The sequence below is a fragment of the Streptomyces jeddahensis genome (assembly GCF_001642995.1).
Taxonomy (GTDB): Bacteria; Actinomycetota; Actinomycetes; order Streptomycetales; family Streptomycetaceae; genus Streptomyces; species Streptomyces jeddahensis.
The window spans coordinates 45,910-71,133 of sequence record NZ_LOHS01000050.1 but is presented as its reverse complement, the minus strand read 5'-3'; the positions used below and the strand labels follow the sequence as shown (position 1 = coordinate 71,133).

The window sequence follows — 25,224 nt, the reverse complement described above, 5'->3', positions numbered from 1 at the left end:
CCAGTGCGCCATTGGGCGACTTTGCCGGGGACGCGGGCCGTTCCCTGGCTCGCTCAGGCCGGCGGAGATCACTCAGGGCTGGGGCTCTTGACCGGCAGGCCCAATGACTCTGCGGATTCGACGAGGCGTTTGTCGTAGGCGATGAACGCGATGAGGGCACGCCCCAGCCCGCTCGCCGCCGCGAGGTGCAGCGCGTCGAGAGAGCGCAGGCGGGTGCCTGGACACAGCAACCCGGCTCGATCGAAGAGGTGGGCCGGTATGCGGATCAGTGCGCTCTCCTCGAGCCAGTCCTCGGCTTCCGTGAGGATCTCAGACGCCGCGTTGGCCGCGTGCAGTGCCCGACGCACTTCGGTGCGGGTGAGATCGGAGGTCAACACGGTGGCCGAGCCTTCGGTCGACAGCCACGCCTTCAGAGCCGATGTTTCATGCTCCTGCTTGAACAGCTTGAGGGCTGCGGACGTGTCCAGATAGATGAAGCGCATCAGCGGTCGGAGTCCTCGTCTCGCAGCTCGGCCAGGGTCTGGCTGAGCGGTGTCTCTCCGGGACTCGATGGCGCGGTCCGGATGCGTGCGGTCTGGGCGGCGGAGCGTGCACGTGAGAGCTCTGTGAGATCGATCAGCCCGTCAGCGACGGCTTGGTTGATCGCCTCCTCGGCGGGGTCCGGGGGGACTATCCGGGCGACGGTTCGGCCGTGACGGGTGACGCTGATGGTCTCGCCGTGCTCGAGCCGCTTGAGGACGGCGGCGGCATTGCGTTGCAAGTCGCGCACCGTGATCTTGATGTCATCCTCATGGGCTTCCATGTCGCACATCGTAAGAGGGTGTGCGACACATTTCCACCGTGTGCGTCAAATTCGGCTGACCAGGGAGTACGCGGAGGGGACGGGACCTGGGCGGGCCCGCCGGCGAGTGGCCGATCAGGAGGCCGCCCGCTCGGCCGCGCTGCGCTCCACGCAGAACTCGTTGCCCTCGATGTCGGCGAGTGTGGCCCACCCCGTCCCGTCGGGTCGCCGATGATCCGCGACGAGCGTGGCACCGAGGGCGAGCAGCCGCTCGACCTCCTCGTCCCGGGACCGGTCCTGCGGCTGCAGGTCCAGGTGCACGCGGTTCTTCACGGTCTTGGAGTCGGGCACGCTGATGAACAGCAGAGCGACGCCCTTGGCGGTGACCAGCGCCTCGGGGTCACCAGGGTTGTCGTCCTCCGCGAGGGAACCCTCCAGCACCTCGGCCCAGAAGCTCGCGAGGCGGTAGGCGTCGGCACAGTCGAAGGTCACGTGACGCACGAGAGAAGCCATGGGCGTCACTATCGCCATCGGGGGAGGCGTGCGTCCACGGTTTTATACGGCACGGACGATCTCGTCGGCTCGCTTTTCGATCTCGGCGACGAAGGCGGGCGGTGCCGGTGTGTCCCCACCAATGACATGGGCTTCATCCGGGTCGTACTCCCACCGCCAGTCACTCACGGTCGAGGGACTCCCTGGCGGCCGAGTGGAGCAGCCGGGCCAGGCAGTGGCCCGGCCCCGCTGAATGCTTGGGGACTCAGGACGCGTGCTCGTCCTGAGGGGTCACCGTGATGTGGGTGTCTTGCGGGGTCACGGTGATGTGGGTGTCCGCCATCGCCGGACCAGCTGTACTCAGGGCTGCCGCGGCTGCCACGGCGACGGTCACGAGGACCTTCTTGGCGCGGGTCACTCCAACTCCTTCGTGGAAGGGGGACTTCCGAACACCGAGTGACGCTAGGGTTAGGGGGCGATCGTTCGAGGGAATCGAACGGTTCTGGCCGCAGAATGTCCTGAAGCTTTCATGGGGCATGCATCGGCCGCGACGGCTCCCCTCCGCGCCGCCGCGGCCGACCCCCGTTGGAAAAGGTCTGTTCAGGCCTTCTCGTCAGTGGCGTGATTGTCCAGCGGGGTCACGGTGCCGTCGGTCGCGTGGTTGTCCAGGGTCGTGATTTCCTCGCCGCCCGTGGCATGGTTGTCGAGGGTGGTGATTTCCTCGCCGCCCGTGGCGTGGTTGTCGAGCGGCTTGACCTCGGCGTCGGACTTCTTGGCTTCGCTCATGATCTCGTAACTCCCGTGACGTTGGCGGACAAAGCCCGCCCGGCGACTCCCCCGAGGGCCGCCGGACGGGCTTATCAGGGCCGTTCACCCTAGCGGTGTGGTGTCACCGCTGACCCGTCTGCCCCCCGACGCGACGGATCGACATACACGAGGATGCCGAGTAGCGATAAACGAACGATGAACGCCCCGCGCTCCTCTACGCCGCGGCTGCGGGGGTCAGCAGGAGACGAACGTCGGAGGCTTCAGGAGAACCCAGCGGCTCGAAGATCGAGAGAGCCTCCTGCCAGCAAGCCCGGGCACGCCCGGTCTGATTGAGGGCGTTGAGCGCACGGCCGAGAACGGTCAGCACGTTGCCGCGCCGCCACTCTCCCCCAATGCCCCGCAGTACTGCGAGGGCCTGTTCCGCGAGGGCCGCTGACTTCGCCGGGTTGTGTTCCACGAGGGCTGCCTCGGCAAGACGGAAGAGAGTCATGCCTTCCCAGAGCCGCTGCCTGCTGTCACGGAAGACTTCCAGTGCCTCGGACAGCCGCTCGTTGGCCTCGGGCAGGCGGCCCTGGCCAGTGAGGGCCAAGCCGAGAGCGTAGCGCCCGTTGGCACCGCGAAGGGTGTGTCCCAACTGGTCGTAAATCGCGATGCCTTGCTGTGCCAACTCCACGGCACTCGTCGTGCGGCCCATCGCAAGGTGTATCCGCGAGAGGTTGCAGAGTGCGCTGGCTTCGCCGGCGAGGTTCTGGTCGAAACGGAAGCTTTCGATCGCCTGCTGCAGGTGCGTCTCACCGTCGGCATAACGGTTCTGGTAGAGCGCGATGATCCCACGGTCGTTGGCGGCCCAGCCAATCGGCGCTCGATCGCCGGCGGTCTGCGCAAGATGCAGAGCCCGCCGGGCGTCGTCATCAGCCTCGGCGAAGCGCCCTGCAACAAGGTGGACATTGGTGAGCGTCGTGAGGGCGCGGCTTACGGCTCTGTGATCACATGCCAACTCAGTGGCGGTGAACAGAGCGGCGGCAACTGATTCGTACTGCTTGGAGTTGGCCCCTGACTCGGCCAGGTCCTTGGACGCCCACAGCAAATCGACTCCGCGTCGGAGCATGGAGCCAGTCGTGCACTGATGAGCGAAGGCCAGCAGTGCGTTGGCCTCGGCATACAACCAGTCCTGGGCCTCATGGCGGTCCTTGAACGTCAGGCCCGGATACTCCGTCCGCTCCAGATGATCCACCAACCGATCCCCGGGCCGCTCGATCGCATAAACCCCCGCCGCCGTAGCCAGATAGAAATCCAGCAGCCGCGACATCGCCGCATCCCGCTCGCTCGGCGGCTGCTCATCCCGCTCTGCGCACGCACGCGCGTAGAGGCGGACCAGGTCGTGGTAGCGGTAGCGGCCGGGTGCCGCGGACTCCAGGAGTGACGTGTCGACCAGGGACTCCAGCAGGTCCTCCGTGTCCTCCGCCGGGAGGTCGAGGACTGCCGCGGCCGCCGCCAGGGAGATGTCCGGGCCGTCCGCCAGGCCCAGCAACCGGAACGCCCGCGCTTGGGCCGGCTCCAGCTGACCGTAGCCCAGTTCGAACGTCGCCTTGACCGCCAGGTCGCCCGCCTGGAGTTCGTCGAGACGGCGGCGCTCGTCCGCCAGCTTGGCGGCGAGCACCGAGACCGTCCACGTTCGCCGCGACGCCAGGCGGGACGCCGCGATGCGGATGGCCAGGGGGAGGAAGCCGCAGGCCGCCACCACGTCGAGCGCGGCTTCGCGCTCCGAAGCCACCCGCTCCTCGCCCACGATCTTAGTGAAGAGCTGGAGGGCCTCCTCCGGGCTCATCACGTCCAGGTCCACCAGATGCGCGCCCGCCAGGTCCACCATCCGTACCCGGCCCGTGATCAGTGCCGCGCAGCCCTCCGTGCCCGGCAGCAGCGGGCGCACCTGGGCCGCGTCCCGGGCGTTGTCCAGCAGGACCAGCACCCGGCGGCCGTCCAACACCGACCGGTACAGCGCCGACCGCTCCTCCAGGGAGTCCGGAATCGCCGAGTCCGCCGTTCCGAGCGCCCGCAGGAACGCGCCGAGCACCGTCTCCGGCTCCGCAGGCCGCGGGCCCGCGCCCTGCAGGTCCACGTACAGCTGTCCGTCCGGGAAGGAACCGCGCGCCGCATGCGCCACGTGCACCGCCAGCGTCGTCTTGCCGACGCCGCCGATGCCCGCCACCGCCGAGACCGCCATGACGCGGCCCTCCGCGCTCGACAGGACGTCGCTCAGTTCGGATACGAAGGACGCCCGGCCCGTGAAGTCGGGGACTGTGGCGGGGAGTTGTGCCGGGCGTACCGGCCCCGCCGTCGGCTCCGGGGCCGGAGCCGACGGCTCCGCCAGAGCCGGGTCCGCCTGCAGGATGCGCTGCTGTAGCTCCCTCAGGCCCGGGCGCGGGTCGACGCCCAGTTCGTCGGCGAGCAGGCGGCGCGTGTCCGCGTACACCGCGAGCGCCTCCGCCTGCCGCCCCGACCGGTACAGCGCCAGCATCAGCAGCTCGCGCAGCCGCTCCCGGAGCGGATGCGCGGCCGTGAGGGCCGTCAGCTCCGAGACCGCCTCCGCGTGGCAGCCCTGTTCCAGGTCCATGTCCAGGCGGGACTCCAGCAGCTGCAGGCGCCATTCCTCCAGCCTCGTCCGCTGCGTCTCCGCGTACGGGCCGGGTACGTTCGCCAGCGGTTCGCCGTCCCACAGGCCCAGCGCCTTGTTGATCAGTGCGCGGGCCTGGCACAGGTCACCGGCGTTCCGGGCCTTCTCCGCGTCGGCCGACAGCTCCTCGGCGAGGGAGAGGTCCAGGGCGTGGGCGCCCGTCCGGATCGCATAGCCGCCGGACTCGCTGACCAGGACGCCCGGGTCGAGGACCTTGCGCAGGCGGGACGCGTACGTACGGACGGCTGCCAGGGCCTGCGACGGGGGCTCGTCGCCCCACAGGGCGTCGATCAGTTCGGGGGCCGTGGCCGTGCGGCCCTCGCGGAGCAGCAGGGCGGCCAGCAGGGCGCGTTGCTGGGGCGAGCCCGTGGGCAGCGGATCGGCGCCGCGCCAGGCGCGTACCGGTCCGAGCACGCTGAAGCGCAGGTCCGGCTGCTCGGGGCCGGGCCCCGGTGCCGGACTCCGCTGCTCCGCTCCTCGCGGCACATCGTCCATCGCTGTCCCCCTGCACGCCGTCCTGCACGCCCGTCGCCACAGCCGTCGTCACATCTGTCGTCGCATCTGTCGTCGCATCTGTCACGAAGAGCGCCCGTCATGACGTACCCGTCATGACGCACCCGTCAGTTTGCCTTGTTCATGGCGGATGCGTCAGCTCTGGGAGGCCGCCTCTCACAAGGTCATCACTGGTGACCGAGTCCGCGCACGATAGCTGACGGTTCGTCAGATCAGCGCTACGGTGAGCCGTATGGAGACCACGGAGACCTTGGACAAGACCTCGGGAACCTTCCCGAAGATCATCTCGGTGGACGACCACACGGTCGAGCCGCCCCACGTCTGGCAGGACCGGCTCCCGTCCAGGTACCGGGACATCGGGCCACGCATCGTCCGTGCGCCGCTGAAGGAAATGACCTTCCTGGGCGGCAAGTTCGCGCCCGTCATGGGTGAGAAGGGCGACGACGGGCCGATCGGCGACTGGTGGGTCTACGAAGACCTGCACCGGCCCCTCACCCGCCTCGACACCGCCGTCGGGTACGCCAGGGACGAGATCAAACTCGAGGTCATCACATACGAGCAGATGCGCCCGGGCTCGTACGACGTGCGGCAGCGGCTCGCCGACATGGACGTCAACCACGTCCAGTCCGCCCTCTGCTTCCCCACCTTCCCCCGCTTCTGCGGCCAGACCTTCACCGAGGCCAAGGATCGCGAGCTGGGGCTCCTCGGCGTCCGCGCCTACAACGACTGGATGGTCGAGGAGTGGTGCGGGCCGGACGCGCAGGGGCGGCTCATACCCCTCACCCTCATCCCCCTCTGGGACGCCGAACTCGCCGCCGCCGAGGTCCGCCGCAACGCCGCCCGCGGCGTACGGGCCGTCGCCTTCTCGGAGATCCCGCCCCACCTCGGCCTGCCGTCCATCCACACCGACGACTGGGATCCGTTCCTGGCCGCCTGCGACGAGACCGGCACCGTGATCGCCATGCACATCGGCTCGTCCAGCAAGATGCCGTCGACGTCCGCCGACGCCCCGCCCGCCGTAGGCTCCACCATCACCTTCGCCAACTGCTGCTTCTCGATGGTCGACTGGCTGATGAGCGGCAAGTTCGAACGCTTCCCGAACCTCAAGGTCATGTACGCCGAGGGGCAGATCGGCTGGATCCCGTACATCCTCGAACGCGCCGACGTCGTCTGGGAGGAGAACCGCGCCTGGGGCGGCGTGGCGGAGAAGGTCCACCGACCGCCGTCGGAGCTCTTCGCCGAGCACGTCTACGGCTGCTTCTTCGACGACGCCTTCGGCCTCCGGAACCTGGACGCCATCGGGGTCGGCAACGTCCTGTACGAGACCGACTACCCGCACTCCGACTCCACCTGGCCGAAGTCCAAGGAGGTCGGCGAGGCCCAGATGGGGCACCTTCCGCCGGACGTCGTCGACCGGATCGTGCGGCGGAACGCGATCGAGCTGCTGGGGCTGACGGAAAACGGCCTCTGGGCGGGGCCGGGGGCCTAGCCATGGCAGACAGTCCTCTTGACAGCCCTCCGCTCGTCTACGGAATGCAGCTCCCGGTCCAGTCGCAGAGCACGATCTACGCCGAGCCCTGGGAGGCCGCCGCCGGTCCCGCCGATCTCGCCGAGATCGCCCGCGTCGCCGACCGCACGGGGTTCCACTACCTCGCGAGCTGCGACCACGTCGCCATCCCGCGGCGCCTCGCCCCGGCGATGAGCACCGTCTGGTACGACCCCGTCGCCACGCTCTCCTTTCTGGCGGGAGTGACCGAGCGCGTACGGCTCCTGAGTCATGTCGCCGTCGTCGGGCTCCGACATCCGCTCGTGAGCGCCAAGCAGTACGCGACCCTCGACCATCTCTCCGGCGGCCGGCTGATCCTCGGGGTGGGCGCCGGGCACGTCCAGGAGGAGTTCGAGGCCCTCGGGGTCGACTTCGCCGTTCGCGGGGCCGTCCTCGACGAGACGATCGACGCGCTGAAGGCCGCCCTCGGGCCGGAGGAGTTTCCCGAGCACCACGGGAAGCGCTTCGCGTTCGAGGGGCTCGGGCAGCGGCCCCGGCCCGCCCAGGCCCGGGTCCCGGTCTGGGTCGGCGGCTCCTCGCCCGCCGCCGTACGCCGGGCCGCGCTCAAGGGTGACGGCTGGCTGCCGCAGGGCGACCCGCGCGACCGGCTGCCGCAGCAGATCGCCCGGCTCAGGCAGCTCAGGGAGGAGGCCGGGATCGCCGATCCGGTCACCATCGGCGCGATCACCGAACCCCTGTACGTGGGCGAGCCCGGCTGGGACGTCGGGCGCCGCACCCTCAGCGGCCGTCCCGACGCGCTCGCCGAGTCGCTGCGCGCGTACGCCGCGATGGGCGTGCACCAGATCCAGGTGCGGTTCCGCAGCCGCAGCCGTACCGAACTGACGGACCAGATGGCGGCCTTCGGCACCGAAGTCGCGCCACATCTGACCACCTGAGCCGCACCTCACCCACATCACACCTCACCTAGGGAGGATCCATGGGCAAGCTGGACGGCCGCGTCGTCGTCATCACCGGCGCGGCACGCGGGCAGGGCGAACAGGAGGCCCGGCTCTTCGCAGCCGAAGGGGCCAAGGTGGTCCTCGGGGACGTTCTCGACGACCAAGGGGAGGCGCTCGCCAAGGAACTTGGCGGCCTCTACGTCCACCTGGACGTGAGTCAGGAGGCCGAGTGGCAGTCCGCCGTGGCCGCCGCCAAGAGCGCGTACGGCCGGATCGACGGGCTGGTCAACAACGCCGGCATCCTGCGCTTCAACGAGCTGGTGAGCACGCCTCTGGAGGAGTTCCAGCAGGTGCTCCAGGTCAACCAGGTCGGGGTCTTCCTCGGCATCAAGACCGTCGCCCCGGAGATAGCGGAGGCGGGCGGCGGGACGATCGTGAACACCGCCTCGTACGCCGGGGTGACCGGCATGGCCGGCGTGGGCGCGTACACGGCGACGAAGCACGCCATCGTCGGCCTCACCCGGGTCGCCGCCCTCGAGCTGGCCGCGAAGAACATCCGGGTCAACGCTGTGTGCCCCGGCGCGATCGACACCGCCATGAGCAATCCCGCCCAGCTCGACCCGGGGGCGGCGAACGCCGAGGAGATCTCGGCGGCCGTCGACGAGCTCTACCGCAAGGTCGTGCCGCTGGGCCGGATCGGTCAGCCCGAGGAGGTGGCGCGCCTCGCGCTGTTCCTGTCCAGCGAGGACTCCTCGTACATCACGGGGCAGCCGTTCGTGATCGACGGCGGGTGGCTGGCGGGCGTCAGCATCATCTGACGTGCAGTCAGGTATTGACGGGTCGAGAGTGCGGTGCGACAGTCGGCACCAGCTGAATCTGACTGTACGTCAGAAAACGGTCTGGAACTCTGACAGGGACGGTGAACCTCCTTGGAATTCGGGCTCTTCGTACAGGGATATCTGGGCAAGCGGGCCGAGACGGATCCGCTCGCGGAGCACAAGGCGCTGATGGAGGAGACCGAGTACGCCATCCAGGCGGACAAGTCCGGCTTCAAGTACGTCTGGGCGTCCGAGCACCACTTCCTGGAGGAGTACTCGCACCTCTCCGCCAACGACGTCTTCCTCGGCTACCTCGCCCACGCCACCGAGCGCATCCACCTCGGCTCCGGCATCTTCAACCCGCTTGCGCAGGTCAACCACCCGGTGAAGGTCGCCGAGAAGGTCGCGATGCTCGACCACCTCAGCGAGGGCCGGTTCGAGTTCGGCAGCGGCCGGGGCGCGGGCAGCCACGAGATCCTGGGCTTCCTGCCCGGCATCACCGACATGAACTACACGAAGGAGATCTGGGAAGAGACCATCGCCGAGTTCCCGAAGATGTGGCTCCAGGAGGAGTACGTCGGGTTCCAGGGCAAGCACTGGCAGCTTCCGCCGCGCAAGGTCCTCCCGAAGCCGTACGGGAAGTCGCACCCGGCCATGTGGTACGCGGCCGGGTCCCCGCCCTCGTACGCCATGGCGGCGCGGAAGGGGCTCGGGGTGCTGGGCTTCAGCGTGCAGAAGGTCTCCGACATGGAGTGGGTGCTCGAGCAGTACAAGTCGAACATCGCGAAGGCCGAGCCGGTCGGGGACTTCGTCAACGACAACGTCATGGTGACGACGACCGCCGTGTGCGCGCCCACGCACGAGGAGGCCGTCCGGATCGCGGCGAACGGCGGACTGCACTATCTGCCGTCCCTCGTCTTCCGCTACCACGACACCTTCCCGCGGCCCGAGGGCTTCCCCGCATGGCCCGAGACGCTCCCCGAGTACAACGAGGAGATCATCGAGCTGCTCATCGCCGAGGAGCTGCTGATCTGCGGCGACCCCGACGAGGTGCTGGCGCAGTGCAAGCGCTGGGAGCAGGCGGGCGCCGACCAGCTCTCGTTCGGCCTGCCGGTCGGGATCTCGCGCGAGGACACGCTGCAGTCGATCCGGCTGATCGGCGAGCACGTGATCCCGAAGATCGACACGGATCCGGTGCACCGGACCACCCGTTTCCGCCAGGCCGCCTGAACTCGCGTACAGGAAAGGGGCGCCGCCAATGCTCGACCACCTCATCAAGGGCGCGACCGTCGTGGACGGCACGGGCGCGCCCTCGTACACCGCCGACGTCGGCATACGCGACGGCCGCATCGCCGTCATCGCGGAGCCGGGCGCCGTCGCCGAGGAGGCCAGGACCAGCGAGGACGCCACCGGGCTCGTCCTCGCTCCCGGCTTCGTCGACCCGCACACGCATTACGACGCACAGCTCTTCTGGGACCCGTACGCGACGCCGTCCCTCAACCACGGTGTGACGACGGTCGCGGGCGGAAACTGCGGCTTCACCCTCGCGCCCCTCAACCCGGAGCGGCCCGAGGACGCCGACTACACGCGGCGGATGATGTCCAAGGTCGAGGGCATGTCGCTGGTGGCCCTCGAGGAGGGCGCGCCCTGGAACTGGCACACCTTCGGCGAGTACCTCGACGCGCTGGAGGGGCGCATCGCCGTCAACGCGGGCTTCATGGTGGGGCACTGCGCGCTGCGGCGGTACGTCATGGGGGCGGACGCGGTCGGCGGGCAGCCGACGGCCGAGCAGCTGGAGGAGATGCTGCGGCTGCTCCACGAGTCGATGAACGCCGGGGCGTGGGGACTGTCCACCACGCAGTCGTCCACGCACTCCGACGGGGACGGGCAGCCCGTCGCGTCCCGGCACGCCAAGCCCGCGGAGCTGCTGGCGCTGTCGAAGGCCGTCGGCGAGCACGAGGGAACCCAGCTCGAGGCGATCGTCGCCGGCTGCCTGGACCAGTTCTCCGACGACGAGATCGACCTGTTCGTGGAGATGAGCGCGGCCGCGGGACGGCCCCTCAACTGGAACGTGCTGACGATCGACGCCGCCGTGCCCGAGCGCGTGCCGCGCCAGCTCGTCCCGAGCGAACGCGCCCGCAAGGCGGGTGGCCGGATCGTGGCCCTGACCATGCCGATCCTCACGCCCATGAACATGTCGCTCGGCACCTTCTGCGCGCTCAACCTCATCCCGGGGTGGGGCGACATCCTCGGCCTGCCCGTGCCCGAGCGGATCGCCAAGCTCCGCGACCCGGACGTGCGGGCGGAGATGCTGCGGCGCGCCGACTCCAAGGAGGCCGGGGTCTTCCGCAGGCTCGCGAACTTCGGGCGGTACGTCATCGGCGACACGTACAGCAAGGAGAACGAGGGCCTCACCGGCCGGGTGGTGAAGGACATCGCGGCCGAGCGCGGCCAGGACGCGTTCCAGTGCCTCGTGGAGATCTGCGCCAACGACGACCTGCGGACGGTGCTGTGGCCGATGCCCAGCGACAATGACCCGGCCTCCTGGGCGCTGCGGCAGGAGACCTGGCAGCACGAGGACGTCATGCTCGGCGGCTCCGACGCGGGCGCCCATCTGGACCGTATGTGCGGCGCGCCGTACACGACGCGCTTCATCGGGGACTGCCTGCGGGGGCGGAAGCTGGTCCCGCTGGAGCAGGCCGTGAAGATGCTGACGGACGATCCGGCGCAGCTCTTCGGCCTGCGGGAGCGCGGACGGATCGCCGAGGGCTGGCATGCCGACCTCGTCCTGTTCGACCCCGAGCGGATCGAGGCGGGCCAGGCCACCCTCGTCCACGACCTGCCCGGCGACAGCCCGCGCCTGGACTCCAAGGCGATCGGGATCAACGTGGTCTGGGTCAACGGCGTCGAGGCGATCCGCGACGACGTGGTGACCGGCGCCGTGCCCGGCAAGGTGCTGCGCTCGGGCCGGGACACCAGGACGGTGAGCACCAGGTGACCGACGCACAGCGGCTGTTCATCGGCGGGGAGTGGGTCGAGCCGGACTGCGGGCACTACGAGGTGATCGACCCGGCGACCGAGGAAGTCGTCGGGCTCGCACCCGAGGCGAGCCGCGCACAGGTCCACGATGCGGCGCGCGCGGCCCGCGAGGCCTTCGCCTCCTGGTCGCGCACGGCACCCGAGGAGCGCGCCGCGATCCTCGACCGGGCGGCGGACGAGATCCAGCGCAACTTCGCCTCGTACGCGGACCTCGCCCAGGCCGAGAGCGGCGCCACGACGGGGACGGCGCGCGGCATGCAGGTGGGCGTGAGCGTGGCCCGCTTCCGGCGGTACGCGAAGGGAGCGCTGGAACCCGTCGAGACCCCGCTTCCGCCACAGATCAACGAGGCGGGCCCGATGGGCAAGGCGGGCGTCATGGGGGCCCTCGCCGTACGGCAGCCCGTCGGCGTCGTCACCTGCATCACCTCGTACAACAACCCGTGGGCGAACCCGGCAGGGAAGGTGGCTCCGGCGCTGGCGATGGGCAACACGGTGGTCGTGAAGCCCGCGCCGCAGGACCCGCTGTCGGTGTACCGGATGGCGGAGGCGCTGGAGGCGGCCGGGGCTCCGCCCGGGGTGGTGAACGTGGTGTCCGGCACGGACGTCGGCGTCGGCGAGGCGGCCGTCGACTCGCCGGACGTCGACATGGTGAGCTTCACCGGCTCGACCGCCGTCGGACAGCGCATCGCCGAGGTGTGCGGCCGCGGCATGAAACGGCAGCTGATGGAGCTGGGCGGCAAGGGCGCCGCGATCGTCTTCGACGACGCCGACCTGGACCAGGCCGTGGCGGGCATCGGCACCACGTACGCCTTCTACAGCGGCCAGATCTGCACCGCACCGACCCGCGTGATCGTCCAGCGCTCGGTCCACGACCGGCTCGTCGAGCACCTGACGCGGTACATCGGCTTCATGAAGGTCGGCGACCCGAGGGAGCAGGGCACGATCGTCGGCCCCGTGATCTCCGCGGCCCACCGGGACCGCGTCGAGTCGTACGTGGAACTGGGCCGCAAGGAGGGCGCGCGGGTGGTCGCGGGCGGTGTCCGGCCGGAGCTCGACAGGGGCTTCTATGTCGCCCCGACCCTCCTCACCGAGTGCACCAACGACATGCGGGTCGTCCGGGAGGAGATCTTCGGCCCGGTCGTCGTGGTCGTCCCCTTCGACGATGAGGAGGAGGCCGTCGCCCTCGCCGACGACAGCGACTACGGGCTGATCGACTACGTCTGGTCCGGCGACGTGGCCCGCGCTTTCCGCGTCGCCCGGCGGCTGCGGGCCGGCGGGGTCGGCGTCAACACGGTGGGCCGCAACATGGAGGCGCCGTTCGGGGGCTTCAAGAAGTCGGGGGTCGGCAGGGACGTCGGCTCGTACGCGCTGCACGCGTACAGCGAGCTGCAGGCGATCGTGTGGCCGGGGTGAGGCTGGCCGCGTCTACGCTCCGGGTCGCACCGGGTGCAGGCCCTCGGCTTGGGCTGCGTCGTAGAGCCGCTTGTCGTAGACGACAAAGTGGGTCAGTCGCGGCTTGAGCAGCATCGCGGATGAAAGATGCAGTGCGTCGAGGCTGCGGAGTCCCGAGTCACCGACAGACATGGCTTTGGTCACAACACGGTCGCTCAGGGGAATGAGGTGCACTCCCTTGAGCGCCGTGACGGCCCGTGGGAGGGCGGCGGCGTCACGGCGCAATGTGCTGCGGTGAACCTCGACGCGGGCCAGATCGCTGGCCAGCCGGACCATCGCCCGACGCTCGCCCAGCCAGGTGCGCAGGGCGGCGGACTCGGCCTCTTCGAAAACCCAGCTTCAGCAGAGCCGAGGAGTCCAGATAGATCACGAGCGGTCCTCGCGGAGTTCGTCGAGGATGGCTTCCGTACTGTGAGCGCCGACCGGTCCTGCAACCCCGGGGGTGTCGATCAACTCGTCGAAGCTCCCGGAGGGCGGGACGACAAGCCCTTGCGCGATGAGGACGTCGAGTGTCGCGTCATCACCGGTGACGGGTGTCAGCCGGGCGATCGTCGCATCACCGTCGGTGATGTCGATGACCTCTCCGTGCCGCGCTCGCTCCACGTATGTGCCCGCGTGCCGGATCAGCTCCTGGATCCCGATGCGCTCCATGGTCTTCACGGTAAGACCTCCCGTCCGCCGCCGATATACCGTCGCGAACCTGATCAACAGAGATGACCGGCCCGGGGTTACGCCGACCGGGTGACCCGATCGGCGGCCCAGGAAGATCGGGTTCGTGTGTGGCCCGGCTGACCGCTGAGCGAGTAACAGGCTCTCTTGTCTCCCGGGCTCAGGCGGTTCACATCAAGGCCAGAGCGGCGGCTACTGGCGCCGCGTACACGAGCGGGAACGGGATGTGCGTGTAAGCGCGCGCCCGGACCACCGTGACGACGGCCAGCAGGAAGTACAGCAGCAGGCCGATCCCGGCCATGACCCCGATGACCGGCACGAACAGCCCGATCAGCAGCCCCGCGGCCCCCGCCGCCTTGGCCGCGCTCAGCCAGGGCCACCAGGAACGGGGGACGCCGTAGCGCTCCAGGGCCTGCGCGACGAACGGGAAGGGAACCCAGCCGGCGACGGCGGAGAAGCCCGCCATGACGGCGGCCAGGACGGTCACGACGACGTACGTGGTGGACATCGGCACAGCTCCTTGTCGGGAAGGGCCGCGGCTGCGGGTGGCTACGGCCGGGTGCGGTGGTCCGTCATGGTTCCGACGAGGAGCGGCGCGCGAATGTGACATGACGGCCCTCGCCGCTCGACCGACCGGTCGCCGGGGAGCGGCACCGGAGGTCGCGTGATCCACGCCACATGGAAAGTCTCCGCAGGGACAAATCGGGCCTCGCTGCGATTACCGAATATCGGACGGTCCCGTGTTCGCCTTGCGTTGGGTGGCTGGCAGGCGTAGCAGACCTAGCTAAAGATGGCGTGTGGACAGCACGGCCATGGAATGCAAGAATCGGGCGGCGGATCGCGATCCTCCGGATGTGGAAACCGCAGCATTTACCGTCCTCTTCATGACTCAGCTGGAGAGCCGGCCCCAGGTCGGAGACACGGTAAGGGGACGCCCTGACAGGGGCGTCCGGACCAAGGGGCTCGGGGGGAACTCCGTCGGCCTCCTGGGCAGTGCCGTCATCGGTGTCTCGACGGTCGCCCCCGTCTACTGCCTGACGTCGACCCTGGGCTCCACCGCAGGCGAGGTGGGACTGCAGATGCCGGCTGTGTTCCTGGCCGGCTTCCTGCCGATGCTGCTCGTCGCCTTCGCCTACCGTGAGCTCAACCGCGCCATGCCGGACTGCGGCACCTCCTTCACCTGGACGGTGAAGGCGTTCGGGCCGCGCGTGGGCTGGATGTGCGGCTGGGGCCTGGTGATCGCGACGATCATCGTGCTCTCGAACCTCGCGGGCGTCGCGACCTCGTACTTCTGGCTGCTGGCCGGCGAGATCACCGGCAGTGAGTCGGTCGCCGCGCTGGACGGCAACAAGGCCGTCCACATCCTCACCTGCCTCACTCTGATCGCCGTCGCCACCGCGATCAGCTACCGCGGCATGACGGCGACGAAGGGAGTCCAGTACGCCCTGGTCGGCCTCCAGCTCGTCGTCCTCGCCGTCTTCGTCGTGCTGGCCCTGCAGAAGGCCGGCAGCGGCGCCTTCGACACCGGCGTCGACTTCTCCTGGTCCTGGATGAACCCGTTCGCCGTCCAGTCCTTCGCGGCCTTCACCGCCGGTCTCTCCCTCTCGATCTTCATGTACTGGGGCTGGGACGCCTGTCTGTCCAGCAACGAGGAGACCACCGGCTCCGCGAAGACCCCGGGCCGCGCCGCACTCATCGCGATGGTCGTGCTGGTCGGTTCCTACCTGGCCACCGCCGTCGCCGCACAGATGGCCGTCGGCTCGGGCGACAAGGGGCTCGGCCTCGCCAACCCGGACACCTCCGACAACGTCTTCGCCGCCCTGGCGGGACCCGTGATGGGCCCGGTCCTCGGCATCGCGCTCTTCGTCGCCGTCCTCGCCTCGGCCGCCGCCAGCCTTCAGACGACGTTCATCCCGGTCGCCCGCACGGTGCTCGCGATGTCGGCGTACGAGGCCCTGCCCGCCTCCTTCGCCCGGGTCAACCCCCGCTTCAAGACGCCGGGCAAGGCAACGGTCGTCGCGGGCGCCGCCACCGGCGCGTTCTACACCGTCATGACGCTGGTCAGCGAGCACGTCCTCGTCGACACGATCTACGCGCTCGGCCTCATGATCTGCTTCTACTACGCGCTGACCGCCTTCGCCTGCGCCTGGTACTTCCGCGCGGAGCTGCGCCGGTCGGCCCGTGACCTCGCCTTCAAGGGCCTCTTCCCGGTCCTCGGCGGAATCCTGCTGGCCGCGGTCTTCGGCAAGACCCTGTACGACATGTGGGATCCGGCCTACGGCTCCGGCTCCGCCGTCTTCGGCGTCGGCTCCGTCTTCGTGATCGGCGTCGGCCTGCTGCTCCTGGGCGTGGTGATCATGGGCGTGATGCAGCGCCGCAGTCCGGCCTTCTTCCGCGGCGAGGTGCTGACGAAGGAGACGCCCTCACTGGTGGTCGCGGACTGATCCGCACACTTCCGTCTCTCCGCACCATTCCGTCTACGGCCCTCTCCGGCCTCCTCAGCGGCCCAGGAAGACCGGGTTCGTGAACGCCGCCAGCGGTCCCGGCAGGCCCGTCACCACGGGTGCGTGCCGGACCTCGGCGCGGACGTATGCCGCGTAGGAGGCCGTCGTACGCCACTCCGCCGTGCCCGAGCCTGAGGCCGGGAGCGCGGGGGAGGTGAACAGGCCGCCCTGGTCGGTGACGAAGCGGACCGTGCAGCCGGGGGCGCCCGTCACCTCCAGACGGACCGTCACCGGGGCATCCGGGTCGACCGGCAGGCGCTCGCCGATGCCGGCGTGCTCGCCCCGGCTGCCGGAGGCGGTGAAGGCGAGGGAGACCGACTTGGACTCGGCCACGTACGAGCGGCCCGCGCGCAGGCCGTCCAGGATCGCCTCGCGGGTCAGATCGTCGGCGAGGACGACTGTCTGCGGGGTGCCGACCGGGTCGGGGTCGCGGTGTGCGTCGCTGTTGCCCATGGCCGGGATCCAGGCGCGGCCGGAGCGTACGGAGGCGACGAGCATGCTGTCCCAGTCGGCCAGCGACACCTCGTCGTCGGGCGTGTAGGGGCCGTTCCACACCTCGACCACGTCCGCGTCGCCGAAGCCGAACTTCCAGTTGCAGCCGATGCAGGTGGCGTGCGGGTGCGCGGGGACGACAAGGCCGCCGGCCCGCCGGATCTCGCGGGCGTACTTGCCGAAGCGGTTGTCCCGCGCGCGGTAGCGCCAGTCGACAAACGTGCCGGGGTCGGTGCCGAGCGCGACCACGTGGCCGTTGCGTGTGGTCACCTCCTCGCCGAGCAGAATCAGCAGGTCGTCGCCCGCCTGGTCGGCCCAGTGGGCGTGCGCGGCGTGCGTGTTGTGCTCCGACGTGTTGATGAAGTCGAGACCGGCCGCGCGTGCGAGCGCCGCGATCTCGGCGGGGGTGCGCCTGCCGTCCGAGTACCAGGAGTGCAGATGGCAGTCGCCGCGGTACCAGGCGCGGCCGCGGCCCTTGGCCCGCTCCGGCGGGTAGACCGGCTTCGGCGTCTCGCCCGGCTCATCGTAGGTGAGCGTGATGGCAACCTCGTACGTCAGGCCCTGCGGCGCCACCGTGTAGGGGCCGAGGGCGATGTGCCACGTACCCTCGCGGATCGGCCCCGGGATGTAGCCGGGCGTGGCGTCGTCCGCGCGGATGAAGAACTCGCTGCGGGCCCCGCCCGACCAGCCGCGGAACCCCCTGCCGCCGAGATCCGTGCCGCGCTCGTCGAAGATGCCGATGTCCAGGGCGTTGCCCTGGGTGCCGGCGGGCACGGCCGGCTTGTCGTAGGTGTACGCGACGTGGATCTCGCTCACGCCGCCGGGGATGTCCAGAGGGAGATAGACGAAGTCGGGCGAACCGGTCGGAAAGGTGCCGCGCACCGTCTTCTTCTCCTGTGTCGCCGTGGGGGTGGTGGCGCCACTCGCGAAGCTCACGCTGCCCAACGTAAGGGCGGCGGCAGCTCCCGTCACGAACAGCGCGCGTCTGCGGATGTCGTGGTCCTCGCACATGCCGGCTCCCAGGGGTCGTCGGTGACGGTGGGTCGTGCGGGCAACCCTGGTAGTGAGCCGTGAACTCCCTTGTAAGGGAAGGCGATCGGCGGATTTCGCCCAGCGGTCGTCCCCGGGTGGCTGAAAGCCGACGGCGGGCGGCGTCGCGCGGTATGGCCGCCGACGCCCGGGAGCGAGACGAAACATGAACTGGCACAGGAAACCGCGTGATCAGCAGCACGGGACGCGTCGCAGACGATGTCGGCGCGCGCTCGTATGCTCGGGGCATGACTGATCCGCAGCCTGCGCAGCCGCTCGGAACCCAGCCCGCCGGCGGGGCCGGCCCCACCGCGAACGCCATGCGCCGTGCGCTGAGGCGGGCGCGGGACGGCGTCGCGCTGGACGTCGCCGAGGCGGCGGTGCTGCTGCAGGCGCGCGGGGACGATCTGCGGGACCTCGCGGCGTCCGCGGCGCGCGTACGGGACGCGGGCCTGGAAGCCGCGGGACGCCCGGGCGTCATCACCTACTCGAAGAGCGTCTTCATCCCGCTCACGCGCCTGTGCCGCGACAAGTGCCACTACTGCACCTTCGCGACCGTGCCGGGCAAGCTGCGGCGCGCGGGCCACGGGATGTTCATGTCCCCGGACGAGGTCCTCGACATCGCCCGCCGCGGCGCCGAAATGGGCTGCAAGGAGGCCCTGATCACCCTCGGCGACAAGCCGGAGGACCGCTGGCCGGAGGCCCGCGAATGGCTGGACGCGCACGGATACGACGACACCATCGCGTACGTCCGGGCGATGGCGATCCGCATCCTCGAAGAGACCGGCCTGCTGCCGCACCTCAACCCCGGCGTCATGTCGTGGACGGACTTCCAGCGGCTCAAGCCGGTCGCGCCGAGCATGGGCATGATGCTGGAGACGACGGCGGAACGCCTCTGGTCCGAGCCCGGCGGGCCGCACTACGGCTCGCCCGACAAGGAGCCCGCGGTCCGGCTGCGCGTCCTGGAGGACGCGGGCCGCTCCTCCGTCCCCTTCACCAGCGGACTGCTGATCGGCATCGGCGAGACATACGAGGAGCGTGCCGAGTCGCTGTTCGCGCTGCGCCGTATCGCCCGCTCCTACCACGGCATCCAGGAGCTGATCATCCAGAACTTCCGCGCAAAGCCGGACACGGCGATGCGCGGCATGCCGGACGCGGAGCTCGACGACCTGGTCGCCACGGTCGCCGTCGCCCGGCACATCATGGGCCCGTCGGCCTGCCTGCAGGCGCCGCCGAACCTGGTCGACGCGGAGTACGAGCGGCTGATCGGCGCCGGAATCGACGACTGGGGCGGGGTGTCCCCGCTGACCATCGACCATGTGAACCCCGAACGGCCGTGGCCGCAGATCGACCTTCTGCGCGAGCGGTCCGCGGCCGCCGGTTTCGAACTGAGGGAACGCCTCTGCGTCTACCCGGAGTTCGTGCGGCGCGGCGAGCCCTGGCTGGACCCGCGGCTCCTGCCGCACGTACGGGCGCTGGCAGACCCGGAGACGGGCCTGGCGAACCCGGACGCGCCGGTCGTGGGCCGCCCCTGGCAGGAGCCCGACGAGGGGTTCGTGTCCACCGGCCGTACGGACCTGCACCGCACCATCGACACCGACGGGCGCACGTCCGACCGGCGCGACGACTTCGACGAGGTCTACGGCGACTGGGAGGCGCTGCGCGAGCAGGCGGCGCCCGGGATGGTGCCGTCCCGCATCGACGGCGACGTCCGCGCCGCACTCGCCACGGCCGCCGACGACCCGACGAAGCTGACGGACGACGAGGCGCTGGCGCTGCTGCACGCGGACGGCCCGGCGCTGGACGCGCTGTGCTCCGTCGCGGACGACCTGCGCAAGTCGGTCGTGGGCGACGACGTGACGTACATCGTCACGCGGAACATCAACTTCACCAACGTCTGCTACACGGGCTGCCGCTTCTGCGCCTTCGCGCAGCGCCGCACGGACGCCGACGCGTACACGCTCTCGCTGGAGCAGGTCGCCGACCGCGCCGCCCAGGCGTGGGACGTGGGCGCGGTCGAGGTGTGCATGCAGGGCGGCATCCACCCCGACCTGCCCGGCACGGCGTACTTCGACATCGCCCGAGCCGTGAAGGCCCGCGTACCGGGCATGCACGTGCACGCCTTCTCGCCGATGGAGGTCGTCAACGGCGCGACGCGCACCGGCATGTCGATACGGGAGTGGCTGACGGCCGCGAAGGAGGCGGGCCTCGACTCGATCCCCGGCACGGCGGCGGAGATCCTCGACGACGAGGTCCGCTGGGTCCTGACGAAGGGCAAGCTGCCGACGTCGACCTGGATCGAGGTGATCGAGACCGCACACGAGCTGGGCATCCGCTCCTCGTCCACGATGATGTACGGCCACGTGGACCAGCCGCGCCACTGGCTGGGCCACTTCCGCACCCTGTCGCGCATCCAGGAGGCGGCGCTGTCCAAGGGCGTCGGCGGCTTCACGGAGTTCGTGACGCTGCCGTTCATCCACACCAACGCCCCGGTGTATCTGGCGGGGATCGCCCGCCCCGGCCCGACGACCCGCGACAACCGGGCCGTCACGGCCATGGCCCGCCTCCTCCTCCACCCCCACATCCCCAACATCCAGACCAGCTGGGTCAAGCTCGGCACGGAGGGTGCGGCGGAGATGCTGCGCTCCGGGGCGAACGACCTGGGCGGCACGCTGATGGAGGAGACCATCTCCCGTATGGCGGGCTCGAGTTACGGCTCGTACCGCTCCATCAAGGACCTCGTCGCCATCGCCGAGGCGGCGGGCCGCCCGGGCCGCCCCCGGACGACGCTGTACGGGGAGGTCCCGGAGGAGCGGCAGGGGGCGGCGGCGGCATCGGACGGGCATCTGCCGGAGCTGCTGCCGGTGCTGGACTGACCAAGGCCCGTCCCGGTTCACCGGGACGGGCCTTGGCAGCGCTGACAGGCGTATGCGGGCCTTCTCCTACCGCGCGATGCTGTCCCCGAAGCGCGCCTCCTTCTCCGGTGCGCCCAGCGCGCGCGGCCCGAACGACGTGATGTTGGTGGTCGTCAGGCCCGCCTTGGAGCCGCGCAGGACCCACACCGCGCCCGAGTCCGCGTAGGTGCCGTCCTCCGAGGGTGTGCCCACCGCCAGGTCGGCGCGGTTGTTGGCGTTGACATCGGCGAGGTGCACGCTGCGGCCGAAGTAGTCGCCCTTCTCCGAGATGCCGGGGACGCCGGACGTCGACTGGTTGAAGGCCTGCGCGCCCTTGCCGGTGAGGCCCGACGCGCTGCCCTTGAGCAGGACGATGGCGCCCGCGTCGCGGACCGAGCCGACGTCCTCGCCGGGAACACCCACGGCGATGTCCGGGTAACCGTCGCCGGTGACGTCGCCGGCCGCGAGGGAGTAGCCGAACTGGTCGCCGAAGTTGAGCTCGTTGTCACCCGCTTCGCTCACGCCGGGGACGCCCGCCGTGTTCTGGGTGATCTTCACCGTCCGGGTGGAGGGGCCGGATGCCGAGCCGTAGACGACGCGGATCGCGCCCGCGTCGTAGGCACGCATCTCCGAGACCTGGTCGACCTGGAGGGCCACGAAGTCGCCGTAGCCGTCCTTGTTCACATCGGCGATGACCCCGCCGACCGTGTAGTAGCCGGTGGTCTTGAAGGTGTGGCTGAGGCCGTCCTTCCCGCCTGCCCAGAAGCGGGACTTGTGCTGCATCTCCTCGAAGCTGTGGGTCGTGACCATGTCGTCGACGCCGTCACCCGTCATGTCGCCCACGGTTATGGCCCGGGGGTCTACCTCTTCCTCGAAGGGGAGCGTGTCCGTGGAGGCGGGCGCCCCGGTGCGGGAGATGGGGCCATAGGACACCTCAAGACCGACGTCGCTGTCGGTCACCAGGTCCCCGTAGCCGTCGCCGTTGAAGTCGCCCGCAGCGAGTCTGGAGGAGGCTGTGGTCAGTACGGTGCCGCCGCTGAGGCCGTGTGCGGAGCCCCAGAGCACGACCGGGGTTGAGAAGTGGCCCACGGCGAGGTCGGTGTAGCCGTCCCCGTCGAAGTCGCGAGCGGCCGTGCTGCGGCCGAAGGCGTCGTACTGCGAGACATGCCCCGGCACGCCCGCGGTCGCGCGCGTGATCAGCTGGGCGTGGGCGGTGTCGGCGCCTGCCGACGAGCCGTACACGACCGAGATGTAGCCGGCCTGGGACATGCCCGAGACGGTGGCGTTGGGCGCGGATACGGCCAGGTCAGCGTATCCGTCTCCGTTGAAGTCGACGACGGGCGTCGACACGGTGGCGGCCAGGGCCGGTGCGGCGAGACCGCCGGACACCGTCCAGGGGGCGGTCAGCAGGGCGGCCACGGCGGCACACCGGGCGACGGCCCGGCGTCGGGTGGGCTGGGACATCGATGTCTTCTCCAGTGCGTCAGTACGTCGGTTCGCCGGCGGCACAGCGCTTGGGGCACCGGCAGTTGGGCCTGTGTACGGCAGTCGTTCACCTTGACTGTCAACACCGATGAAGGGTTGTGGTGTACGCGCCACCGGGTTGTGGTGTACGCGCCACCCGGCTCGGTGGCGCCCCGGATACCGATCAAGGACCTGAACCCCCCGATTCTCGTTCGATTACAGTGCTGCGCAGTCAGCCGTACGCGGGAGGGCAGGAAGGAGGGCCCGATGAGCGCAGCAGTCGGTGCCGTCTGGGGCCGTGCCGAACAGCAGGACTTCCGCAGCCGCGTCCGCGGCACGCTCCTCGGAGTCGCCGTCGGCGACGCCCTGGGCGCACCCGTGACGGGCCTCTCCCTCGAGGGCATCCGTGCCGAGCACGGCACGGAAGGCCTCACCGATCTCGCCCCCGCGTACGGCCGCCGCGGCGCCGTCACCGCGACGACGCAGCTCACCCTCTTCACCGTGGACGGGCTCATCCGCGCCCAGGTCCGGCGCGACACCGGCGCCTGGCATCCGCCGACCGACCTGCACCGCGCCTACCGCCGCTGGGCCGCGACGCAGAGCGACTGGGGCCCCGACGAGCGCCGCAAGGACGACGGCTGGCTGGCCCGCGAGGAGTGGCTCTACGCTCGCCGCGACCCGTCCCGCGCCTGCCTCACCGGCTTGGGCGACGACATCATGGGCACCCTCGAGACGCCGAAGAACCCCGCGGAACGGGGCGCCGAGGCCGCCCTCCGGTCCGCGCCCTTCGGCCTGCTCGTCGGCTGGGAACCGGGGCTCGTCGCACAGCTCGCCCTCGAGTGCGCCGTCCAGACGCACGGCCACCCCGCCGCGTATCTGTCGGCGGGCGCGTACGCGGTGATCGTGCATGCGCTGGCCCGCGGTGAGACCCTCGACGCCGCCGTGCAGCGGGCCCTCTCCCTCCTCGCCGCCCGGCCGGATCACCAGCCCGTCACCGACGGGCTGCAGCACGCCCTGGGCGCGGTGCGGCAGGGCATGCCCACGCCCGCGCGCGTGGAGGAGCTGGCAGGCCCGCCCGGTACGGCGGACGGCACGCTCGCGGCCGCCGTCTACTGCGCGCTCGTCGCCGAGGACATACGGCACGGGCTGTGCCTGGCCGTCAACCACGGCGGCGACTCACGCGCCGTGGCCGGGCTGACCGGCGGGCTGCTGGGCGCCCTGCACGGCGAGACGGCCCTCCCGCCCGGCTGGCTCGCCGAGCTGGAGGGCCGTCCGACGCTTCTCGAACTCGCCGACGACTTCGCGATGGAGATGACCCAGGGGCCCGCCCTGCACGGGCCTGCCGGGTCGTCTCCCGGTTGGCTGGCGCGGTATCCGCGCGGCTGAGCGCGCGGCCCCGCACCCCCTCAGTCCTTCGCGCGCGCCCCCATCTGGTCCTCCACCGGACCCGCGGGCGCCGGAACCGCCGCGGCCGCCGAGTCGCCGTCCACATCGATGCGGTCGATGATCGCGTCGCGCTCGGGTGTGTTCTCGGGCTTCACGAAACCGATCACGATGTACAGGACGAGCGAGATCGCCAGCGGCACGGACACCTGGTACTGCAGCGGCACGCCCTCCCGCTGGGAGAAGTCCAGGTTGTAGTTGATGAGGAAGAACGCGAGCAGACCCGCGGCCCAGCTGGTCAGTGCGGCCGTCGGGCCCGACCTGCGGAACGGCCGCAGCATGCCGAGCATGAACGGGATCGCGATCGGTCCCATCAGTCCGGCGACCCACTTCAGCACGACGGTGATGATGTCCTTGAACGTGGGCGAGTTGACCTGCGTCGCGATCGCCATCGACAGCAGCAGGAAGGTGATCGTCGACCAGCGGGCGGCCATCAGGCCGGCCTTCTCGGACCAGGTGCGCGCCCTCTTCGCCAGCGCGGGGGCGATGTCCCGGGTGAAGACGGCGGAGATGGCGTTGGCGTCGGACGAGCACATGGCCATCGTGTGCGAGAAGAATCCGACGATGACCAGCCCCAGCAGGCCGTGCGGCAGCAGCTGCTCGGTCATCAGCGCGTAGGCGTCGGACGCGTCCGGCTTCTGGGCCTCGACCAGCAGCGGGGCGCACCACATCGGGAAGAACAGGACCAGCGGCCAGACGAGCCACAGAGCCGCGGAGAGGAGCGCGGACCGGGTCGCCTCACGGGCCGATGCGGTGGCCATGTAGCGCTGGGCCTGGTTCCACATGCCGCCGCTGTACTCGAAAGTCTTGATGAAGGTGATCGCGACGAAGAACGTCACCGTGTACGGACCGGCCGTCGGCTCCCCGTGCCCCTCGGGCAGCTTGTCCCAGATGGTCCAGAAGGTGGAGACGCCGTCCAGCTCCACGAGCACCGCCACCAGCATCGCGATACCGGCGAAGAACTGGATGACGAACTGCCCCATCTCGGTCAGCGCATCGGCCCACAGGCCGCCGACCGTGCAGTAGATGCCGGTGATGATGCCCGTGATGAAGATCCCCTGCGTGATGGACATGCCCGTGTAGATGGACAGCAGGGTCGCGATCGCGGCCCACTTGGCACCCACGTCCACGATCTTCAGCAGCACGCCGGACCAGGCGAGCGCCTGCTGCGTGGCGATGTTGTAGCGGTCCTTGAGGTACTCCAGCGGCGAGGCGACCCCGAGCTTGGACCGCAGCCGGTTGAGCCGGGGCGCGAACAGCCGGGCGCCGATCGCGATGCCGATGGCGATGGGGAAGGACCAGGTGACGAACGACGTGACGCCGTACTGGTAGGCGATACCGGCGAAGCCGGTGAACATCACGGCGCTGTAGCCGGACATGTGGTGGGAGATGCCGGACAGCCACCACGGCATCTTCCCGCCGGCCGTGAAGAAGTCGCTGACGTTGTCTACGCGTTTGTGCGACCACAGCCCGATCGCGATCATCACGCCGAAGTAGCCGATGAGCACGGCCCAGTCGAGACCGTTCATGTCCCCTCCAGGGGTCCGCCTTGTGAACGTTGCGGCTCTTCGTCAGTACGTCCGTTCAGCGGGCGCCCCCGTGCGGGAGTTGGGGACTTGGGGATTCAACTCCCGGTCCGACGGACCGGTCAAGACGGCATTTCGGTCATGGACGTGAACAAGGAACAGTAAGCCGAACCATTTTGCCTGTTCTTGACCCATCGAAGCGTTGTCGTGTGCGCGACGGG

Annotated in this window: 22 protein-coding genes; 9 read left to right on the top strand and 13 right to left on the bottom strand. The window is 70.0% G+C overall.

What is annotated here, in order from left to right; all coding sequences use genetic code 11:
- Positions 1 to 68: 68 nt before the first annotated feature.
- The 7 genes from STSP_RS07110 to STSP_RS07090 all read right to left on the bottom strand — a co-directional run bounded on the left by STSP_RS07110 (position 69) and on the right by STSP_RS07090 (position 5,210).
- Positions 69 to 482 (bottom strand): type II toxin-antitoxin system VapC family toxin, encoded by a 414-nt coding sequence (locus tag STSP_RS07110; protein ID WP_067273610.1) that lies wholly within the window; start codon positions 480 to 482, stop codon positions 69 to 71.
- On the bottom strand, positions 482 to 802 hold the full coding sequence (locus STSP_RS07105; protein WP_067273607.1) for a type II toxin-antitoxin system Phd/YefM family antitoxin: 321 nt from the start codon (positions 800 to 802) through the stop codon (positions 482 to 484). Before STSP_RS07105 ends, STSP_RS07110 begins: the two co-directional genes overlap by 1 nt.
- Positions 803 to 916: 114 nt before the next feature.
- A complete protein-coding gene (locus STSP_RS07100; RefSeq protein WP_067273604.1) occupies positions 917 to 1,294 on the bottom strand; it encodes a VOC family protein in 378 nt (125 codons plus the stop codon).
- Between the two features lie 42 nt (positions 1,295 to 1,336).
- Complete coding sequence (locus STSP_RS40725; RefSeq protein ID WP_269801029.1) at positions 1,337 to 1,462, bottom strand: hypothetical protein; 126 nt, start codon at positions 1,460 to 1,462, stop codon at positions 1,337 to 1,339.
- A gap of 76 nt (positions 1,463 to 1,538) precedes the next feature.
- A complete protein-coding gene (locus STSP_RS39040) occupies positions 1,539 to 1,691 on the bottom strand; it encodes a hypothetical protein (RefSeq protein ID WP_157902784.1) in 153 nt (50 codons plus the stop codon).
- 182 nt (positions 1,692 to 1,873) lie between these two features.
- Positions 1,874 to 2,059 (bottom strand): hypothetical protein, encoded by a 186-nt coding sequence (locus STSP_RS07095; protein WP_067273601.1) that lies wholly within the window; start codon positions 2,057 to 2,059, stop codon positions 1,874 to 1,876.
- A 196-nt stretch (positions 2,060 to 2,255) separates the two neighbouring features.
- Positions 2,256 to 5,210, bottom strand: a complete 2,955-nt coding sequence (locus STSP_RS07090; protein ID WP_067273598.1) for an AfsR/SARP family transcriptional regulator — start codon at positions 5,208 to 5,210, stop codon at positions 2,256 to 2,258.
- Between the two features lie 250 nt (positions 5,211 to 5,460).
- Between STSP_RS07090 and STSP_RS07085 the strand changes: the two genes are divergently transcribed.
- The 6 genes from STSP_RS07085 (at position 5,461) to STSP_RS07060 (ending at position 12,943) form a co-directional block, all read left to right on the top strand.
- Entirely contained in the window at positions 5,461 to 6,717 is a 1,257-nt protein-coding gene (locus STSP_RS07085; protein WP_067273596.1) for an amidohydrolase family protein, read from the top strand.
- Between the two features lie 2 nt (positions 6,718 to 6,719).
- A complete protein-coding gene (locus STSP_RS07080; RefSeq protein WP_067273593.1) occupies positions 6,720 to 7,670 on the top strand; it encodes an LLM class F420-dependent oxidoreductase in 951 nt (316 codons plus the stop codon).
- A gap of 41 nt (positions 7,671 to 7,711) precedes the next feature.
- Positions 7,712 to 8,491 (top strand): SDR family NAD(P)-dependent oxidoreductase, encoded by a 780-nt coding sequence (locus tag STSP_RS07075; RefSeq protein ID WP_067273591.1) that lies wholly within the window; start codon positions 7,712 to 7,714, stop codon positions 8,489 to 8,491.
- Positions 8,492 to 8,602: 111 nt separating this feature from the next.
- Complete coding sequence (locus tag STSP_RS07070; protein ID WP_078066948.1) at positions 8,603 to 9,721, top strand: LLM class flavin-dependent oxidoreductase; 1,119 nt, start codon at positions 8,603 to 8,605, stop codon at positions 9,719 to 9,721.
- 28 nt (positions 9,722 to 9,749) lie between these two features.
- The gene (locus STSP_RS07065; RefSeq protein ID WP_067273588.1) at positions 9,750 to 11,489 is read left to right on the top strand and encodes an N-acyl-D-amino-acid deacylase family protein; all 1,740 of its coding nucleotides are present in this window, start codon (positions 9,750 to 9,752) and stop codon (positions 11,487 to 11,489) included.
- Positions 11,486 to 12,943, top strand: coding sequence for an aldehyde dehydrogenase family protein (locus tag STSP_RS07060; protein WP_067273585.1), 1,458 nt, complete (start codon positions 11,486 to 11,488; stop codon positions 12,941 to 12,943). Before STSP_RS07065 ends, STSP_RS07060 begins: the two co-directional genes overlap by 4 nt.
- A 12-nt stretch (positions 12,944 to 12,955) precedes the next feature.
- Here STSP_RS07060 and STSP_RS07055 read toward each other — a convergent pair whose 3' ends face one another.
- From STSP_RS07055 to STSP_RS07045, 3 genes are all read right to left on the bottom strand, one after another.
- Positions 12,956 to 13,258 (bottom strand): type II toxin-antitoxin system VapC family toxin, encoded by a 303-nt coding sequence (locus STSP_RS07055; RefSeq protein WP_198547283.1) that lies wholly within the window; start codon positions 13,256 to 13,258, stop codon positions 12,956 to 12,958.
- Between the two features lie 90 nt (positions 13,259 to 13,348).
- Positions 13,349 to 13,633, bottom strand: a complete 285-nt coding sequence (locus STSP_RS07050) for a type II toxin-antitoxin system Phd/YefM family antitoxin (protein ID WP_157902783.1) — start codon at positions 13,631 to 13,633, stop codon at positions 13,349 to 13,351.
- A 187-nt stretch (positions 13,634 to 13,820) separates the two neighbouring features.
- Positions 13,821 to 14,159, bottom strand: coding sequence for a DoxX family protein (locus STSP_RS07045; protein ID WP_067273580.1), 339 nt, complete (start codon positions 14,157 to 14,159; stop codon positions 13,821 to 13,823).
- Between the two features lie 376 nt (positions 14,160 to 14,535).
- Here STSP_RS07045 and STSP_RS07040 point away from each other — a divergent pair, with 376 nt between their 5' ends.
- Positions 14,536 to 16,095: an APC family permease gene (locus STSP_RS07040; RefSeq protein WP_067273578.1), complete on the top strand. Its 1,560-nt coding sequence runs from the start codon at positions 14,536 to 14,538 to the stop codon at positions 16,093 to 16,095.
- Positions 16,096 to 16,149: 54 nt separating this feature from the next.
- Here STSP_RS07040 and STSP_RS07035 read toward each other — a convergent pair whose 3' ends face one another.
- On the bottom strand, positions 16,150 to 17,658 hold the full coding sequence (locus STSP_RS07035) for a CehA/McbA family metallohydrolase (RefSeq protein ID WP_067273575.1): 1,509 nt from the start codon (positions 17,656 to 17,658) through the stop codon (positions 16,150 to 16,152).
- A gap of 266 nt (positions 17,659 to 17,924) precedes the next feature.
- Here STSP_RS07035 and STSP_RS07030 point away from each other — a divergent pair, with 266 nt between their 5' ends.
- Positions 17,925 to 20,552, top strand: coding sequence for a bifunctional FO biosynthesis protein CofGH (locus STSP_RS07030; protein WP_067273637.1), 2,628 nt, complete (start codon positions 17,925 to 17,927; stop codon positions 20,550 to 20,552).
- Between the two features lie 66 nt (positions 20,553 to 20,618).
- Here the strand turns inward: STSP_RS07030 and STSP_RS07025 are convergent, their stop codons facing one another.
- Positions 20,619 to 22,034 carry an FG-GAP-like repeat-containing protein gene (locus tag STSP_RS07025; protein ID WP_067273573.1) on the bottom strand — a complete coding sequence of 472 codons (1,416 nt, stop codon included), beginning with the start codon at positions 22,032 to 22,034 and terminating at the stop codon, positions 20,619 to 20,621.
- 267 nt (positions 22,035 to 22,301) lie between these two features.
- Between STSP_RS07025 and STSP_RS07020 the strand changes: the two genes are divergently transcribed.
- Positions 22,302 to 23,420: an ADP-ribosylglycohydrolase family protein gene (locus tag STSP_RS07020; protein WP_067273570.1), complete on the top strand. Its 1,119-nt coding sequence runs from the start codon at positions 22,302 to 22,304 to the stop codon at positions 23,418 to 23,420.
- 20 nt (positions 23,421 to 23,440) lie between these two features.
- Here STSP_RS07020 and STSP_RS07015 read toward each other — a convergent pair whose 3' ends face one another.
- The gene (locus STSP_RS07015) at positions 23,441 to 25,006 is read right to left on the bottom strand and encodes a sodium:solute symporter family protein (RefSeq protein ID WP_067273567.1); all 1,566 of its coding nucleotides are present in this window, start codon (positions 25,004 to 25,006) and stop codon (positions 23,441 to 23,443) included.
- Positions 25,007 to 25,224 lie beyond the last annotated feature (218 nt).